Source organism: Glacieibacterium frigidum, assembly GCF_007097155.1.
GTDB lineage: Bacteria > Pseudomonadota > Alphaproteobacteria > Sphingomonadales > Sphingomonadaceae > Glacieibacterium > Glacieibacterium frigidum.
Genome location: NZ_VJWA01000002.1, coordinates 1,243,167 through 1,256,148, shown reverse-complemented (window position 1 = coordinate 1,256,148; position 12,982 = coordinate 1,243,167). Strand labels below are relative to the sequence as shown.

Below are 12,982 nucleotides of genomic sequence, written 5' to 3'. Positions count from 1 at the left end.
CATGTTATCGGCGCTCGGGCCCGTTCAGACAAGTGACGAGGGCGCGGACGGCACGCCACGTCGGGTGCCAGCCGCTGCCGGTGGGGATGACGATGTCGGCGCGGGCGCGCTTCTCGGCATCGGGCAGCTGCTGTTTGAGAATGGCCTCGAACTTGGCCGCGGTCATGCCGGGGCGGGCGAGGACGCGGGCGCGCTGGACCTCGGCGGGCGCGGAGACGACGACGACGAGGTCGACCTTGTCGGCTCCCCCCATCTCGAACAGCAAGGGCTGGTCGACGACGACGAGGGGCTTGCGCCGCCAGCGTTGCAGGAAGTGCGCCTGAGCCGCGCCGACGAGCGGGTGGACGATCGCCTCGAGCCGCTTGAGCGCCGCCTTGTCGGCGAAGACGATGCCGCCGAGCTTCTGCCGGTCGAGGCCTGCCGCGCTGGTGGTGCCCGGAAACGCCGCCTCGATTGCCGGCAGTGCCGCCCCGCCCGGACTTTGGAGCGCGTGCACCGTCGCGTCGGCATCGAACACCGGCACGCGCAACCGCCGGAACATGCCCGCGACGGTCGACTTGCCCATGCCGATCGAGCCGGTCAGGCCGATGACGATCATGCAGTCAGCAGCGCGCGCAGTTCGTCGTCATGGTCCCGAGGGGCGGCCGCGCCGAAGAGCAGCTCGAACGCCAGCGCCGCCTGGCCGACGAGCATTTCGAGCCCGTCGACGGTCTCGAGCCCGCGCGCCTCCGCCTCGGCGAGCAGCGGGGTGACGAGCGGCGCATAGACGATGTCGTAGACCAGCGCGTCGTCGGGCAGGGGGCCGAGATCGAGCGCCAGCGGCGGCTGGCCCGTCATGCCGAGCGAGGTCGCGTTGACCAGCAACGCCGCATCGACCGGCAGCCGCCGGGCGAGGGGATGCGCCTCGCCCTTAAGCCCGAACTGCGCGAGCAGGCCAGCGCCTTTCAATGGGTTGCGCGCCAGCACGACGACGCGCGCGACGTCGGACTTCGACAGCGCGAACAGCACCGCGCGCGCCGCACCGCCGCTGCCGACGACGACCGCCGTCCGCCCGCTCAAGTCGAGGCCCGTCAACGGCGCGAAGAACCCCGCTGCATCGGTGTTGGTGCCGGTCAGCGTGCTGTCGGACCCGCGCAGGATGGTGTTCATCGCGCCGATGCTGGCGCGCACCCCGCCGGGGTCATCCACGAGATCGAGCACCGCCAACTTATGCGGGATGGTGACGTTGCAGCCGCGCCAGGCGGGGTCGTCCCTGCGCTCGGCGATATAGGCGGGGAGGTCGGCGGCGGTGACCCGGTGGGCGCGATAATCGCCCTCCAGCCCCAGCTTGCCGAGCCAGAATTTGTGGATCAGCGGCGATTTCGACTGGGCGATCGGGTCACCGATGACTTCGGCGTAGGGGATGCTCATTCGGGTGCGCCGCGCTCTTCTTCCTGTTCGTCATGCTGGCGAACGCCAGCACCCATCGCGGTGCGACAACGATCCTGCAGGTTTCGCACCACCATGGGTGCTGGCGTTCGCCAGCATGACGAGAGAGCAGTGAAGATCACGACGCCAGCACCCCGCGCACCCGCAGAAAGTCGAGCACCGGCAGCAACGGTAGGCCCATCACGGTGAAATGATCGCCGTCGATCCGGCCGAACAGCTGCGCGCCCAACGCCTCGATCCGGTACGCGCCGACCGAGCCAAGCACCGCATCGCCCTCGCGGTCGAGATAATCGGCGATGAACGCGTCCGACAGCGGCCGCATGACCAGCCGCGCGGTGTCGACCACCCGCCATACCGCGACCCCGTCAAGCGCGATCACCGCACCGCAGACCAGCCGATGCTCGGCCCCCATCAGGCGCCGCAGATGCGCCGCGGCACCCGCACGCCCCTCGGGCTTGTCGAGCAAGGTCCCGTCGGCGCATTCGAGGATCTGGTCGCTGCCCAGCACCAGCGCACCGGGCAGCCGCCGCGACACCTTGACTGCCTTCGCCTCGGCAAGCGCATCGGCGACATCGCGCGCGCGGGCGCCGGCAGCGACCATCGCCCGCTTGATCTCGTCCTCGTCGACGTTCGGTGCGACGGCCTCGAACGCCACGCCGGCGCCGCGCAGCATCGCCTGGCGGCTGGCGCTGGTCGAGGCGAGGACCAAAGTCATGCCGCGCCCGTCGCGCCCGCGTCGCGGCCATCCTGGCGCGCCTGGACGAGATTGATGATCGCCGCGGCAGTCTCCTCGATCGATCGCCGCGTCACGTCGATCACCGTGACGTCGTGATCGGCGAACAGCCGCCGCGCATAGGCGACCTCGGCCGTCACGCGGTCGAGTTCGACATAATCGGTGTCGGGCGTCTGGCCGAGCGTCAGCAGCCGGTTGCGGCGGATCTCGACGAGCCGCGCCGGCGAGGTCGTCAGCCCGACGATCAGCGGATGCTTCAAGCGGAACAGCGACGGCGGCGGCGGCGACTGCGGCACGACGGGCATGTTGGCGGTCTTGTAGCCACGGTTCGCCAGATAGATCGCGGTCGGCGTCTTCGAACTGCGCGACACGCCGGCGAGGATGATGTCGGCTTCCTCCCAGTTGTCGGCGCCCTGTCCGTCGTCGTGCGCCATCGTGTAGTTGATCGCATCGACCCGGCGGAAATAGGCGTCGTCCATCAGGTGCTGGCGCCCGGGCCGCGTCGTCGCGACCTGCCCGAGCAGCTGCGACAGTGCGTCGATCGTCGGGTCGAGGACCGAGACGATCGGCAGCCCCATGGCGTGGCAGCGGTCCTCAAGCTTCGCGCGCACCGGCGACGCGACGAGCGTGTAGAGCACCAGCCCCGGGCGCTTGGCGATCTCGTCGATGACGCGGTCGAGATGGCCTTCGCTGCGCACCATCGGCCAGAAATGCTTGATCGCCTCGACGCCCTCGAACCGCGCGCAACCGGCTTTGGCAACCGATTCAAGCGTTTCGCCGGTCGAATCGCTGACCAGGTGGAGGTGCAGGCGGGTCATCTGACAAGGCTGGGGACAGGCATTGCACCAAGCGTTAATCGCGGGGCCGGAATGCGGCAAGGCGCGACTTCCACCCCGCCCCGCCGGTTTTCACAGGACCGTCATCAAGCGGTGAATGAGTCCACAGACCGCCCTGTGGACAACGGGGGTAACTCTCCGACTCGCCCGAAATCGGCGAGTCGCCGCCGCGCGGCCTGTGTGCAGCTTCACAGAACCGCAATAATCCACAGGATTCACTGCACCACTACCACTCTTACCTTCTAAAGATTCTTTGCAAGGCAGTGGTGCACGCGGCATTGAGCCTCCCGATGATCACCACCGCACCGATCCTGGCCGTCCTCGCTGGCGAGCACCGCGACCCCCCGCCGATCTGGCTGATGCGCCAGGCCGGGCGTTACCTCCCCGAGTATCGCGCACTGCGCGAAGCGAAGGGCGGCTTCCTCGAACTCGTCTACGACAGCGACGCGGCGGCCGAGATCACGCTCCAGCCGATCAAGCGCTTCGGGGTCGATGGTGCGATCCTGTTCTCCGACATCCTGATCGTGCCGCACGCGCTGGGGCAGCATCTGACCTTCGGGCCCGGCGAGGGGCCGCGCCTGACCCCGCCGCTGTTCGACGGTGCCTTCGACATGCTCGAGGCCGATCCGACACGCTTCCAGCTGATCTACGACACGGTGCGCAACGTCCGCGCCGCACTGCCCCCCGAGATCGCGATGCTGGGTTTCGCAGGCTCTCCCTGGACGGTGGCGACCTATATGGTGGCGGGCCAGGGATCGAAGGACCATGCCGAGGCGCGGCGGCTCGCGTACCGCGACCCGGTCGCTTTCCAGGCGCTGATCGACCGCATCGTCCACACCACGGTCGATTACCTGTCGGGGCAGATCCAGGCGGGCGCGCAGGCGATCCAGCTGTTCGACAGCTGGGCAGGCAGCCTCGCGCCGTCGGAATTCGAGCGCTGGGTGATCGCGCCGACCGCCGATATCGTCGGGCGCCTGATGGTACGCCACGGCGAGGTGCCGATCATCGGCTTTCCGAAGGGTGCCGGCGCCAAGCTCGCGGCCTACGCGGCCGAGACCGGCATCGACGCGGTCGGCCTCGACGAGACGATCGATCCGGCGTGGGCGGACGCGATGCTGCCGCCGGGCATGCCGGTGCAGGGCAACCTCGACCCGCTGGCACTCATCGCCGGCGGCCAGGCGCTGAAGGACAGCGTGACGCGCATCCGCGCCGCGTTCGAGAACCGCCCGCACATCATGAACCTCGGCCACGGCATTCTGCCCGACACGCCGATCGCACACGTCGAGGAGTTCCTCGCGATGGTGCGGGGCGGGTGACCGGCTGGCTGGGGGGCGCCTACGACTGGGTCAAGGCGTTCCATGTCATCGCGGTGATCTTCTGGGTCGCCGGCTTGTTCATGTTGCCGCGCTTCCTCGTCTATCAAATGGCGAGCGCGCCCGGGTCGCCCGAGGACAGGCTGTGGAACGAGCGCAATGCGCGCATCACCCGCATCATCCTCAATCCCGGGCTGATCCTCGTCTGGGTGCTCGGGCTGATGGCGGCGACGTCGTACGGCTTCGCGGGCTCGGGCTGGCTGCACATCAAGATCGTCGTGGTCTTCGCGCTGTCGGGGTATCACGGCTGGCTGGTCGGCACGGCGAAGAAATTCGCAGCCGGGCAGCGCCCCTATGCCGAGAAGACCCTGCGCCTGCTCAACGAAGTCCCGGCACTCGCGACGATCGTCATCGTGATTTTGGCGGTGGTCAAACCTTTCACGGAATGATTTAAGTCGGCGCTCAGTTGCCGGAGTCCGTTGATGTTGCTCAGGATCGTCGTCGCCGCCACCGTCTGCGCCACTGCCGCCACGGCCGCGCCGCGCTACAGCTTCACCGACCTCGGGTCCCTGCCCGGCGACACCAGCAGTGCCGCTCGCGCGATTAGCGAGAACGGGCTGATCACCGGCGAATCCGGCTTCGGCGCGCAGACCAACCGGCTGGCGCGCTTCGAGAGCGGCACCCCAGTCGAGACGCCGACGCTCGGCGGCGCCTTCACCGCGTCGACGCGCGGCATCAACAACCAGGGGGTCGCCGCGGCGGTCGTGCAGGGCGACGGCACCGCGATGACGATCGTCGACGACCGCGCCGCGCTGGTCACCACGGGCGGCGCGACGCAGCTGTTCGGCGCAACCGGCTTTGCCGCCGCCGGCGCCTTCGACATCAGCAACGGCTTCACCACCGTCGGCTACAGCCTCGTCTCGGGCACCATCGGTGGCCTGTCCGAAGGCGGCGTACCGGTCGGTAATATCGCGCTGGGCAGCCAGCGCGCGACCTATTGGATCAGCGGCGCGACCGAGGGGCTGCTGCTCGCCGACCCGTGCGCTTCGGCACCCTGCAACAGCAATGCCGTCGCGATCGGCGACGACGGCCAGATCGCCGGCATGCTGCGTTCGGGCCCCGGCAACAACGCCCTCCGCGCCGTGCGCTGGAGCGGTGTCGGCGGCACTGCCGAAGTGCTGGTTCTGGGCGAGGGACAGGTCTCGTCGCGGGCGCGCGAGATCAACGACCGCGGCGATGTCGCCGGCCAGGTGTTCGGCGGTCCGCTCGCGCAGTTCGGCACCGGCGCGGTGTGGCGCGGCAGCGACCAGTTCCTGCTGACCATGGACGGGTTCGACACCACGACGACGCGCGGCATCAACAACTTCGGCACCGTCGTGGGCTTCGGTCAGGCGATCGACGCCGATACCGGCGATCTGGGGCCGGTCACCGGCCTGATCTGGTTCTTCAACGGCACCGGCTACGACGGCTTCCTGCTCGACAGCCTGGTCGACCTGCCGGCCGGCTACACGACCTATGCCGCGCAGGCGATCAACGACGCCGGGCAGATCGTCGGCTTCGGCGACACGCCCGACGGCGTCCAGCGCGGCTATCTGCTGTCGATGGTGCCCGAGCCCGCGACCTGGGCGCTGCTGATCGGCGGCTTCGGGATGGTCGGCACGGCGCTGCGGCGGCGGCGCGCACTCGCGGCTTGACGACGGCGGGCACGCATCTTAGGTCTGGTTGCAGCACCGCCGTCCTGGCGGGCCGCTGAACCCCGTCCGCCATCGCCAGTCTCCCTCGCGACAGCTGCGTCGACATAACGAAGTCAAGACCACATGCATCTGCAAGACCTCAAGCGCAAAACCCCCGCTGAACTCGTGACCATGGCGGAGGAGCTCGGCGTCGAGAACGCGTCGACGCTGCGCAAGCAGGACATCCAGTTTGCGATCCTGAAGACCGAGGCGGACAACGGCAAGCCGATCACCGGATCGGGCACCGTCGAGGTCATGCCCGACGGCTTCGGCTTCCTGCGCTCGGCCGAAAGCAATTATCTGGCGGGCCCCGACGACATCTATGTCTCGCCGCAACAGGTGCGGAAGTTCGGCGTCCGCACCGGCGACACGCTCGAGGGCGAGATCCGTGCCCCCAAGGACGGCGAGCGCTATTTCGCGCTGACCAAGCTGACCGGCATCAATTTCGACGACCCCGAGGTCGTCCGCCACCGCGTCAATTTCGACAATCTGACGCCGCTGTATCCGGACGAGAAGCTGCGCTTCGACACGCTCGACCCGACCGTCAAGGACAAGTCGGCGCGGGTCATCGACATCATCGCGCCGCTCGGCAAGGGCCAGCGCTGCCTGATCGTCGCGCCGCCGCGGGTGGGTAAGACCATCATGATGCAGAACATCGCGCGCGCGATCTCGACCAACCACCCCGAGGTCTACCTGATCGTGCTGCTCATCGACGAGCGGCCCGAGGAGGTCACCGACATGCAGCGCACGGTGAACGGCGAGGTCATCAGCTCGACCTTCGACGAGCCCGCGACGCGCCACGTCCAGGTCGCCGAGATGGTCATCGAGAAGGCCAAGCGCCTGGTCGAGCACAAGCGCGACGTCGTCATCCTGCTCGACAACATCACCCGCCTGGGGCGTGCCTACAACACCGTCGTGCCGTCGAGCGGCAAGGTGCTGACCGGCGGTGTCGACGCCAACGCCCTGCAGCGCCCCAAGCGCTTCTTCGGTGCGGCGCGCAACATCGAGGAGGGCGGCTCGCTCACCATCATCTCGACCGCGCTGATCGACACCGGCAGCCGCATGGACGAGGTGATCTTCGAGGAGTTCAAGGGCACGGGTAACAGCGAAATCGTCCTCGACCGCAAGATCGCCGACAAGCGCGTCTTCCCGGCGATCGACATCGGCAAGTCGGGCACCCGCAAGGAGGAACTGCTCGTCGACAAGCAGACCCTGTCGAAGATGTGGGTGCTGCGCCGCATCCTCATGCAGATGGGCACCATCGACGCGATGGAGTTCCTGCTCGACAAGATGAAGGACTCGAAGACGAACGAGGATTTCTTCGACGCGATGAATCACTAGACCGAGCGCGGCCCGCCGTAAGCAGAAATTTGCGCAGCGAATTTCCGCTTACGGCGCGGACTCGCGCCGGTCCGGCCGGCGGGCGCGCAGCATCCCGTCCGACGCCAGCGGCGGCTTTGCCGACCGCCCTTGCTTTCGTTCTCCACCTGTTCGCGCTATGACGCGCAGATGGCCACTCTCGCCCCCGACCGGCTGATCGCCGCCGACGTCGTCCGCGGCGTGTCGCGGCTGCTTCACCGCGCCGGCATCGCGCCGCTCAACGAGGTTCCCCTCGGCAACCACCGCCGCGCCGACATCGTCGGGCTCGATCCACAGGGGCGGATCACGCTGGTCGAGGTCAAGGTGTCGACCGCCGACCTGCGCGGCGACCTCAAGTGGCCCGAATATCTCGACTATTGCGACCGCTTCTTCTGGGCGGTTCCCGAAGGCTTCCCGCTCGGCGACTTCGCGACCGACTGGTTCCAGCCCGACCGCTGCGGGCTGATCGTCGCCGACCGCTGGGACGCCGCCGAACTCCGCCCCGCCCCCTGGGTGCCGCTCAGCGCGGCGCGGCGCAAGGCCGAGACCCTGCGCTTCGCCCGCCGCGCGGCGCAGCGCCTGCTCTGGGCGAGCGATCCGGGCGTCGGCGAAATGCTGACCGACTAGCGCGGGGACCGTTTAGCCAGGATGCGTTGCAGCGTCCGCCGGTGCATCTTCAGCCGCCGCGCGGTTTCCGAGACGTTGCGCTCGCACAGCTCGTAGACGCGCTGGATATGCTCCCAGCGGACGCGGTCGGCGGACATCGGTTCGGCGGGGGCGGCGGGCTTTTCGCCGGGCTCGGCCTCGAGCGCGCGGATGATCTCGTCGGGGTCGGCGGGCTTGGCCAGATAGTCGACTGCGCCCGCCTTGACCGCCGCGACCGCGGTGGCGAGGTTGCCGTAGCCGGTCAGCACGACGATCCGCATCTCGGGCGACACCCCGCGCAGCTCGTCGACCAGGTCGAGGCCGTTGCCGTCGCCCAGCCGCATGTCGACCACCGCGTGGGTCGGCGTCACCTGCGCGACGAGGGTGCGCGCCTCGGCGAGGCTGCCCGCGCCGTGCACGGTGTAGCCCTTGCGTTCGAGCGTTACCTGCAGGCGCTGGCGGAACGGTGCATCGTCGTCGACGAGCAGCAACTGGTTGGTCATCTCGGGTCCTTTCAACCGGCCACGGTCGCGCCGGCGACCGGGCTTTCGATATGGGTGCGCGGCCAGCGCACTTCGACGCACGCCCCGCCGGTATCGCGGTTGGAAAACTCCAGCCGCCCGCCGGTGCGTTCGATCAGTGTCGTCGCGATGAAGACGCCGAGGCCCGTACCACCGCTGGTCGAACGCGAGGGCCCCAGATAGGGTTCGCCGAGGTGCGGCAGGATCCCCGCGTCGAACCCCGGCCCGTCGTCGCCGACGGTGACCAGGACGCGCGACGCGTCGGCGGAGGCGTGGAGTTCGACTGCCGAACCGGCGTGGCGCACGGCATTGTCGACGAGGTTCGCAAGGCCGTGGAGCAGCTCGGGCGTGCGCCGCACGACGGGCAGGTCGCCGTGGGTGCGGACGGTGACGCGGACGCGTGCCGGTCCCTGGGTCGCGACGACTTCGTGGAGGACGGCGTCGAGCGGCAGGCGCGGCAGCGGCTCCTCGGCCTCGGCGCGGCGGGCGATGCCGACGAGGATGCCGCGACTGCGCGTCGCCTCGGCATCGAGCAGGCGGACGTCCTTGCCGTGCACCGGATCGTCGCCGAGCGCCTTGACGAGGTCGCGCGCGATCAGCGTGATCGTGCCCAGCGGCCCGCCAAGCTCGTGCGCCGCAGCGGCCGCGAGCGCGCCCAGCGCCGACATCTTGCCCTCGCGGTCGAGCGCCGCCTCGGTGGCGACCAGCGCGCGCGCCCGGCCGCGCGATTCAGCCGAGACCAGCCAGACGTATGAGCCGAGGAAGGTCATCGCGATCAGCACTGCGACGCCGGCACCGAACATGTACAGGTCGGGCAGCACCGGCGGGTTGGCCCGCCACGGCAGCGGCAGCGCCCAGTGCCACAGGATCCCGAGGATCGCCGCCGCGAGCACGAGCAGAGCCGCCATCGCGCGCGCCGGCAACAGGGTCGCCGAGATCGTCACCGGCACGACGAGCAGGATCGCGAACGGATTGCCGATGCCGCCGGTCAGGAACAGCAGCACGCCCGCCTGGACGAGATCGAACGCCAGGTGCAGCAGCACCGCATTGCCCTGCAGCCGCGCATTGCGCGGGTACAGCGTCGCGAGGCCCAGGTTGAGCACGGCGGCCGCGCTGATCGCCGCGATCAGCGACGGCCATTGCAGCGGGAAACGCAGGTACAGCCCGACGAAGATCAGCGTCGCGAACTGCCCGCCGATCGCGATCCAGCGCAATGTCACCAGCGTGCGCACGCGAACGCCGGGGCGTTCGAGCGCGGCAGCGACAAGCGAGGGCGACGGCGTCATCCCACTGTCATAGGCCTGCGACAGATCGCCGACCATGCGGCAAATGGGCTATAGTGATGGCCCCTGCACCGGCCCCGTCTTGCGTGCCGGCACATCGCGCAACAGCTTGGCGACGGGGCCGCCGCGCGTATCGGCGAGGGCATAGCTGCGTGGGCTGGCGCCGGTGTTGTCCGTCCGGTCGGGATTGGCCCCGGCGGCGAGCAGCATCTGTACAGACTGCGAATCGCGCGCCTGTACCGCCTTCATAAGCGCGGTCTCGCCCAGCGAGTTCGGCAGGTCGACCTGCGCCTTGACCACCAGCAGGACGCGGACAGCTTCCGAAAAACCCGTCGTCGCGGCGAGCACCAGGGGAGTCGCGCCCTCGTTGTCGCGAACGTTGGGGTTGGCGTCGCGTTGCAGCAGGAAGCCGACCCACCCCAGATCGCGGCGCCGCGTCGCGATGTGCAGCGCCATTCCCCCGGATTCGGGATCGCGGACGTTGACGATCGTCGAGCCGCCGTCCTCAAGCGCCTTCTGCGCCTTGACGCCGTCCTTGTCCTTGACCGCCTTGATGAAATTATAGGCGGGCGAGAATTGCGCCGCCGCCGGGGTCGCGAGTGCGACGACGGCAACAGGGGCAAGCAGATACCGCCAGGTCGACATTCGGGAGTCCCTCACTTAAGTCCGCGCACATGCCTAGCCCTAAATCGACCAACCGGCGATGAACAGCCGCCGCGTGTTATGGCTCGTGCTGGCCTGCGTTGCAGCGCTGGCGCTGGGCGGCTGGTTGTGGACGCGCCCCCTCGGTACGGCGCCCGCGCCGCTGGCGGGCAGCAACATCGGCGGGCCTTTCGCACTGACCGACCAGAACGGCCGCGCGGTCACCGAGGCGGCGCTGAAGGGCAGATATTCGCTGGTCTATTTCGGTTACACCTTTTGCCCCGACGTCTGCCCGCTCGACATGCAGCAGCTGACCGCCGGGCTGACCGCGTTCGAGAAGGCCGACCCCGCGCGGGGCGCACGCGTCCAGCCGGTGTTCGTCACCGTCGACCCGGCGCGCGACACGGTGCCGGTGCTGAAAGAATATGCCGCTAATTTCCATCCGCGCCTGCTCGCGCTGACCGGCAGCGAGGCGGCGATCGAGACGGCCAAGCGCAGTTTCCGCATCTATGCGCGCCGTGCGGGCACGGGGACGGGCCCCGACTATCTCGTCGACCATCTCGCATTGATCTATCTGATCGGCCCCGACGGCAAGGCGATCAGCTTCCTCCAGCACGCTGCGACCCCGCAGCAAATCGCCGCCGAGCTGGACAAATATGTCCGTTGACCGCTTCTGGGAGCGCATCCCGCTGCGCGCCATGACGCGCGTGCAGTGGGAGAGCCTGTGCGACGGCTGCGGCAAATGCTGCGTCCACAAGCTGGAGGACGAGGATACCGGCGAACTGTTGCCGACCAACGTGTCGTGCCGCCTGCTCGACCGCCGCTCGGGTCAGTGCTCCGACTATCGCAACCGCCGCGCGCACGTGCCCGAATGCGTGCGCCTGACGCCGCAGAAGCTCGAGACGCTCGACTGGCTGCCGTCGAGCTGCGCCTATCTGCGCGTGCAGCGCGGGCAGGGGCTGCCCGATTGGCACCACCTGGTCAGCGGCGACCGCGACGCCGTGCACGCCGCGGGCGCGTCGGTGCGCGGCTGGACGATCAGCGAGGACGACGCCGGGCCGCTGGAGAATCACGTCATCGAGACGCCGCTCTAGCGATGTTCGGACGGCTGCGCCGCGGCGCACCAGCGCTTCCCGAGACCCTGCACCTCGCGGGCCGCGAGGTGCCCGTCGTCCTCGTCCGCAGCGCCCGTGCGCGTCGCATCCTGCTGCGTGCCGACGCCGTGTCGGGGAGCATCCGGCTTACGCTGCCGCCGCAAGTTTCGGTCGGGCGCGGCGCGGCGTTCCTGAGCGAGTACACGGGCTGGCTCGAAGCGCACGTCGCGACGTGGCCCCGGCCGCTGCCCTTCATGCCCGGCGCGGCGATCCCCTTCGACGGCGGCACGCTGCGCATCGAACTTGCACCCGCGCGCCGCACGATCCGCGACGGCGACCGGCTGATCGTCGGTGGCACCGCCGACACGCTGCCCGGCCGCGTGACGCGTTGGCTGAAGGCCACCGCCCTCGCCGATCTGACCGCCGCGACGCTCGCTCTGGCGGCACGGCTCGACCTGCCGGCGCCCGGGGTGCGCGTCGGCGACCCCGCAGGCCGCTGGGGTAGCTGTTCGAGCACGCGCCGCATCGCGTACAGCTGGCGCCTGATCTTCGCGCCGCCCGCGGTGCGCGCCAGCGTCGTTGCGCACGAGGTCGCGCATCTCGTTCACCCCAACCACGGTGCCGCGTTCTGGGCACTGGCGCGCGACCTCGGCGGTGACCCGGCGCCGCATCGCCGCTGGCTGGCGCGCCACGGTGCGGGCCTGCACTGGATCGGCCGCGCGACTTAGGTTGTTGCCCCAAAGCCGTGCGGGCATTAACGGCTGCCCATGGACTTCGCCAACCTGCTGACTCCCGAAGCGCTCGCCGTGTTCGGCCAGGTCGTGCTGATCGACATCGTGCTGGCGGGCGACAACGCCATCGTCGTCGGTGCGCTCGCCGCCGGGCTGCCGCAGGAACAGCGCAAGAAAGTCATCCTGATCGGCATCATCGCGGCGCTGGTGCTGCGCATCGCTTTCGCGCTGATCGCGACCTGGCTGCTCGGTATCGTCGGGCTCGTACTGGCGGGCGGGCTGTTGCTGCTGTGGGTGGCGTGGCGGATGTGGCGCGAACTGCGCAACCCGCCGCATCACGAGAACGCCGCGCACCTGGCGCAGCCGCGCACCTTCCGCGCCGCGGCCATTCAGGTCGCCGTCGCCGACCTGTCGATGTCGATCGACAATGTCCTCGCGGTCGCCGGTGCGGCGCGCGAACACCCCGAGATCATGGTCATCGGCCTCGTCCTGTCGGTCGCGCTGATGGGTGTCGCCGCGAACTTCATCGCGCGAATCATCGAGCGATATAAGTGGGTTGCCTGGTTCGGCTTCGCGGTGATCGTGTTCGTCGCCGGCAAGATGATCTGGGACGGCGCGAACGACGTCGCGCCCTTTGCGCTGCGGCTGGTGGCGTAGCGCGGGC

15 protein-coding genes and 1 pseudogene are annotated in these 12,982 nt (G+C 69.2%); 9 read left to right on the top strand and 7 right to left on the bottom strand.

Annotated elements, in window-relative coordinates:
• Nucleotides 1-4: 4 nt before the first annotated feature.
• The 4 genes from coaE to FMM06_RS15585 form a co-directional block, all read right to left on the bottom strand.
• Entirely contained in the window at nt 5-598 is a 594-nt protein-coding gene (coaE, locus tag FMM06_RS15600; protein WP_144335240.1) for a dephospho-CoA kinase, read from the bottom strand.
• Entirely contained in the window at nt 595-1,410 is an 816-nt protein-coding gene (locus FMM06_RS15595; protein WP_185965222.1) for a shikimate dehydrogenase family protein, read from the bottom strand. The genes coaE and FMM06_RS15595 overlap by 4 nt, the downstream gene beginning before the upstream one ends.
• A 136-nt stretch (nt 1,411-1,546) precedes the next feature.
• Nucleotides 1,547-2,143: a Maf family protein gene (locus tag FMM06_RS15590; protein ID WP_144335239.1), complete on the bottom strand. Its 597-nt coding sequence runs from the start codon at nt 2,141-2,143 to the stop codon at nt 1,547-1,549.
• A complete protein-coding gene (locus tag FMM06_RS15585) occupies nt 2,140-2,979 on the bottom strand; it encodes a pyruvate, water dikinase regulatory protein (protein WP_144335238.1) in 840 nt (279 codons plus the stop codon). Before FMM06_RS15585 ends, FMM06_RS15590 begins: the two co-directional genes overlap by 4 nt.
• 308 nt (nt 2,980-3,287) lie before the next feature.
• On the opposite strand from FMM06_RS15585, the gene hemE reads away from it, so the two are divergent.
• From hemE to FMM06_RS15560, 5 genes and pseudogenes are all read left to right on the top strand, one after another.
• Nucleotides 3,288-4,313, top strand: a complete 1,026-nt coding sequence (gene hemE / locus FMM06_RS15580) for a uroporphyrinogen decarboxylase (RefSeq protein ID WP_144335237.1) — start codon at nt 3,288-3,290, stop codon at nt 4,311-4,313.
• A complete protein-coding gene (locus FMM06_RS15575; protein WP_144335236.1) occupies nt 4,310-4,759 on the top strand; it encodes a CopD family protein in 450 nt (149 codons plus the stop codon). Before hemE ends, FMM06_RS15575 begins: the two co-directional genes overlap by 4 nt.
• 1,155 nt (nt 4,760-5,914) lie before the next feature.
• Nucleotides 5,915-6,004: pseudogene (locus tag FMM06_RS17460) on the top strand (PEPxxWA-CTERM sorting domain-containing protein); the annotation flags it as partial.
• A gap of 123 nt (nt 6,005-6,127) precedes the next feature.
• Entirely contained in the window at nt 6,128-7,384 is a 1,257-nt protein-coding gene (rho, locus tag FMM06_RS15565; protein ID WP_144335235.1) for a transcription termination factor Rho, read from the top strand.
• A gap of 168 nt (nt 7,385-7,552) precedes the next feature.
• Complete coding sequence (locus tag FMM06_RS15560) at nt 7,553-8,029, top strand: MmcB family DNA repair protein (RefSeq protein WP_144335234.1); 477 nt, start codon at nt 7,553-7,555, stop codon at nt 8,027-8,029.
• On the opposite strand, the gene FMM06_RS15555 is transcribed toward FMM06_RS15560, so the two are convergent.
• From FMM06_RS15555 to FMM06_RS15545, 3 genes are read right to left on the bottom strand one after another with little or no spacing between them, the layout of a single operon-like run.
• Nucleotides 8,026-8,550: an ActR/PrrA/RegA family redox response regulator transcription factor gene (locus FMM06_RS15555; protein ID WP_144335233.1), complete on the bottom strand. Its 525-nt coding sequence runs from the start codon at nt 8,548-8,550 to the stop codon at nt 8,026-8,028. The genes FMM06_RS15560 and FMM06_RS15555 overlap by 4 nt on opposite strands.
• Before the next feature lie 11 nt (nt 8,551-8,561).
• Nucleotides 8,562-9,890, bottom strand: a complete 1,329-nt coding sequence (locus FMM06_RS15550; protein WP_235889341.1) for an ActS/PrrB/RegB family redox-sensitive histidine kinase — start codon at nt 9,888-9,890, stop codon at nt 8,562-8,564.
• A gap of 12 nt (nt 9,891-9,902) precedes the next feature.
• A complete protein-coding gene (locus FMM06_RS15545) occupies nt 9,903-10,496 on the bottom strand; it encodes an ankyrin repeat domain-containing protein (protein ID WP_144335232.1) in 594 nt (197 codons plus the stop codon).
• A gap of 58 nt (nt 10,497-10,554) precedes the next feature.
• On the opposite strand from FMM06_RS15545, the gene FMM06_RS15540 reads away from it, so the two are divergent.
• The 4 genes from FMM06_RS15540 to FMM06_RS15525 are packed head-to-tail and all read left to right on the top strand — an operon-like array spanning nt 10,555 to nt 12,975.
• Nucleotides 10,555-11,160, top strand: a complete 606-nt coding sequence (locus FMM06_RS15540) for an SCO family protein (protein ID WP_144335231.1) — start codon at nt 10,555-10,557, stop codon at nt 11,158-11,160.
• A complete protein-coding gene (locus tag FMM06_RS15535) occupies nt 11,150-11,587 on the top strand; it encodes a YcgN family cysteine cluster protein (protein WP_144335230.1) in 438 nt (145 codons plus the stop codon). Before FMM06_RS15540 ends, FMM06_RS15535 begins: the two co-directional genes overlap by 11 nt.
• Nucleotides 11,588-11,589: 2 nt before the next feature.
• Entirely contained in the window at nt 11,590-12,315 is a 726-nt protein-coding gene (locus tag FMM06_RS15530; RefSeq protein WP_144335229.1) for a M48 family metallopeptidase, read from the top strand.
• A 39-nt stretch (nt 12,316-12,354) separates the two neighbouring features.
• Nucleotides 12,355-12,975, top strand: coding sequence for a YjbE family putative metal transport protein (locus tag FMM06_RS15525; protein ID WP_144335228.1), 621 nt, complete (start codon nt 12,355-12,357; stop codon nt 12,973-12,975).
• Nucleotides 12,976-12,982: the final 7 nt, after the last annotated feature.

Excerpts from the sequence above, each read along its gene's own strand:
- FMM06_RS15585 (WP_144335238.1), bottom strand. The coding sequence starts at position 2,979 with ATGACCCGCCTGCACCTCCACCTGGTCAGCGATTCGACCGGCGAAACG.
- FMM06_RS15590 (WP_144335239.1), bottom strand. The coding sequence starts at position 2,143 with ATGACTTTGGTCCTCGCCTCGACCAGCGCCAGCCGCCAGGCGATGCTG.
- coaE (WP_144335240.1), bottom strand. The coding sequence starts at position 598 with ATGATCGTCATCGGCCTGACCGGCTCGATCGGCATGGGCAAGTCGACC.
- FMM06_RS15535 (WP_144335230.1), top strand. The coding sequence starts at position 11,150 with ATGTCCGTTGACCGCTTCTGGGAGCGCATCCCGCTGCGCGCCATGACG.
- rho (WP_144335235.1), top strand. The coding sequence starts at position 6,128 with ATGCATCTGCAAGACCTCAAGCGCAAAACCCCCGCTGAACTCGTGACC.
- FMM06_RS15550 (WP_235889341.1), bottom strand. The coding sequence starts at position 9,890 with ATGGTCGGCGATCTGTCGCAGGCCTATGACAGTGGGATGACGCCGTCG.
- FMM06_RS15530 (WP_144335229.1), top strand. The coding sequence starts at position 11,590 with ATGTTCGGACGGCTGCGCCGCGGCGCACCAGCGCTTCCCGAGACCCTG.
- FMM06_RS15525 (WP_144335228.1), top strand. The coding sequence starts at position 12,355 with ATGGACTTCGCCAACCTGCTGACTCCCGAAGCGCTCGCCGTGTTCGGC.
- FMM06_RS15560 (WP_144335234.1), top strand. The coding sequence starts at position 7,553 with ATGGCCACTCTCGCCCCCGACCGGCTGATCGCCGCCGACGTCGTCCGC.
- FMM06_RS15545 (WP_144335232.1), bottom strand. The coding sequence starts at position 10,496 with ATGTCGACCTGGCGGTATCTGCTTGCCCCTGTTGCCGTCGTCGCACTC.
- hemE (WP_144335237.1), top strand. The coding sequence starts at position 3,288 with ATGATCACCACCGCACCGATCCTGGCCGTCCTCGCTGGCGAGCACCGC.
- FMM06_RS15595 (WP_185965222.1), bottom strand. The coding sequence starts at position 1,410 with ATGAGCATCCCCTACGCCGAAGTCATCGGTGACCCGATCGCCCAGTCG.
- FMM06_RS15540 (WP_144335231.1), top strand. The coding sequence starts at position 10,555 with ATGAACAGCCGCCGCGTGTTATGGCTCGTGCTGGCCTGCGTTGCAGCG.
- FMM06_RS15555 (WP_144335233.1), bottom strand. The coding sequence starts at position 8,550 with ATGACCAACCAGTTGCTGCTCGTCGACGACGATGCACCGTTCCGCCAG.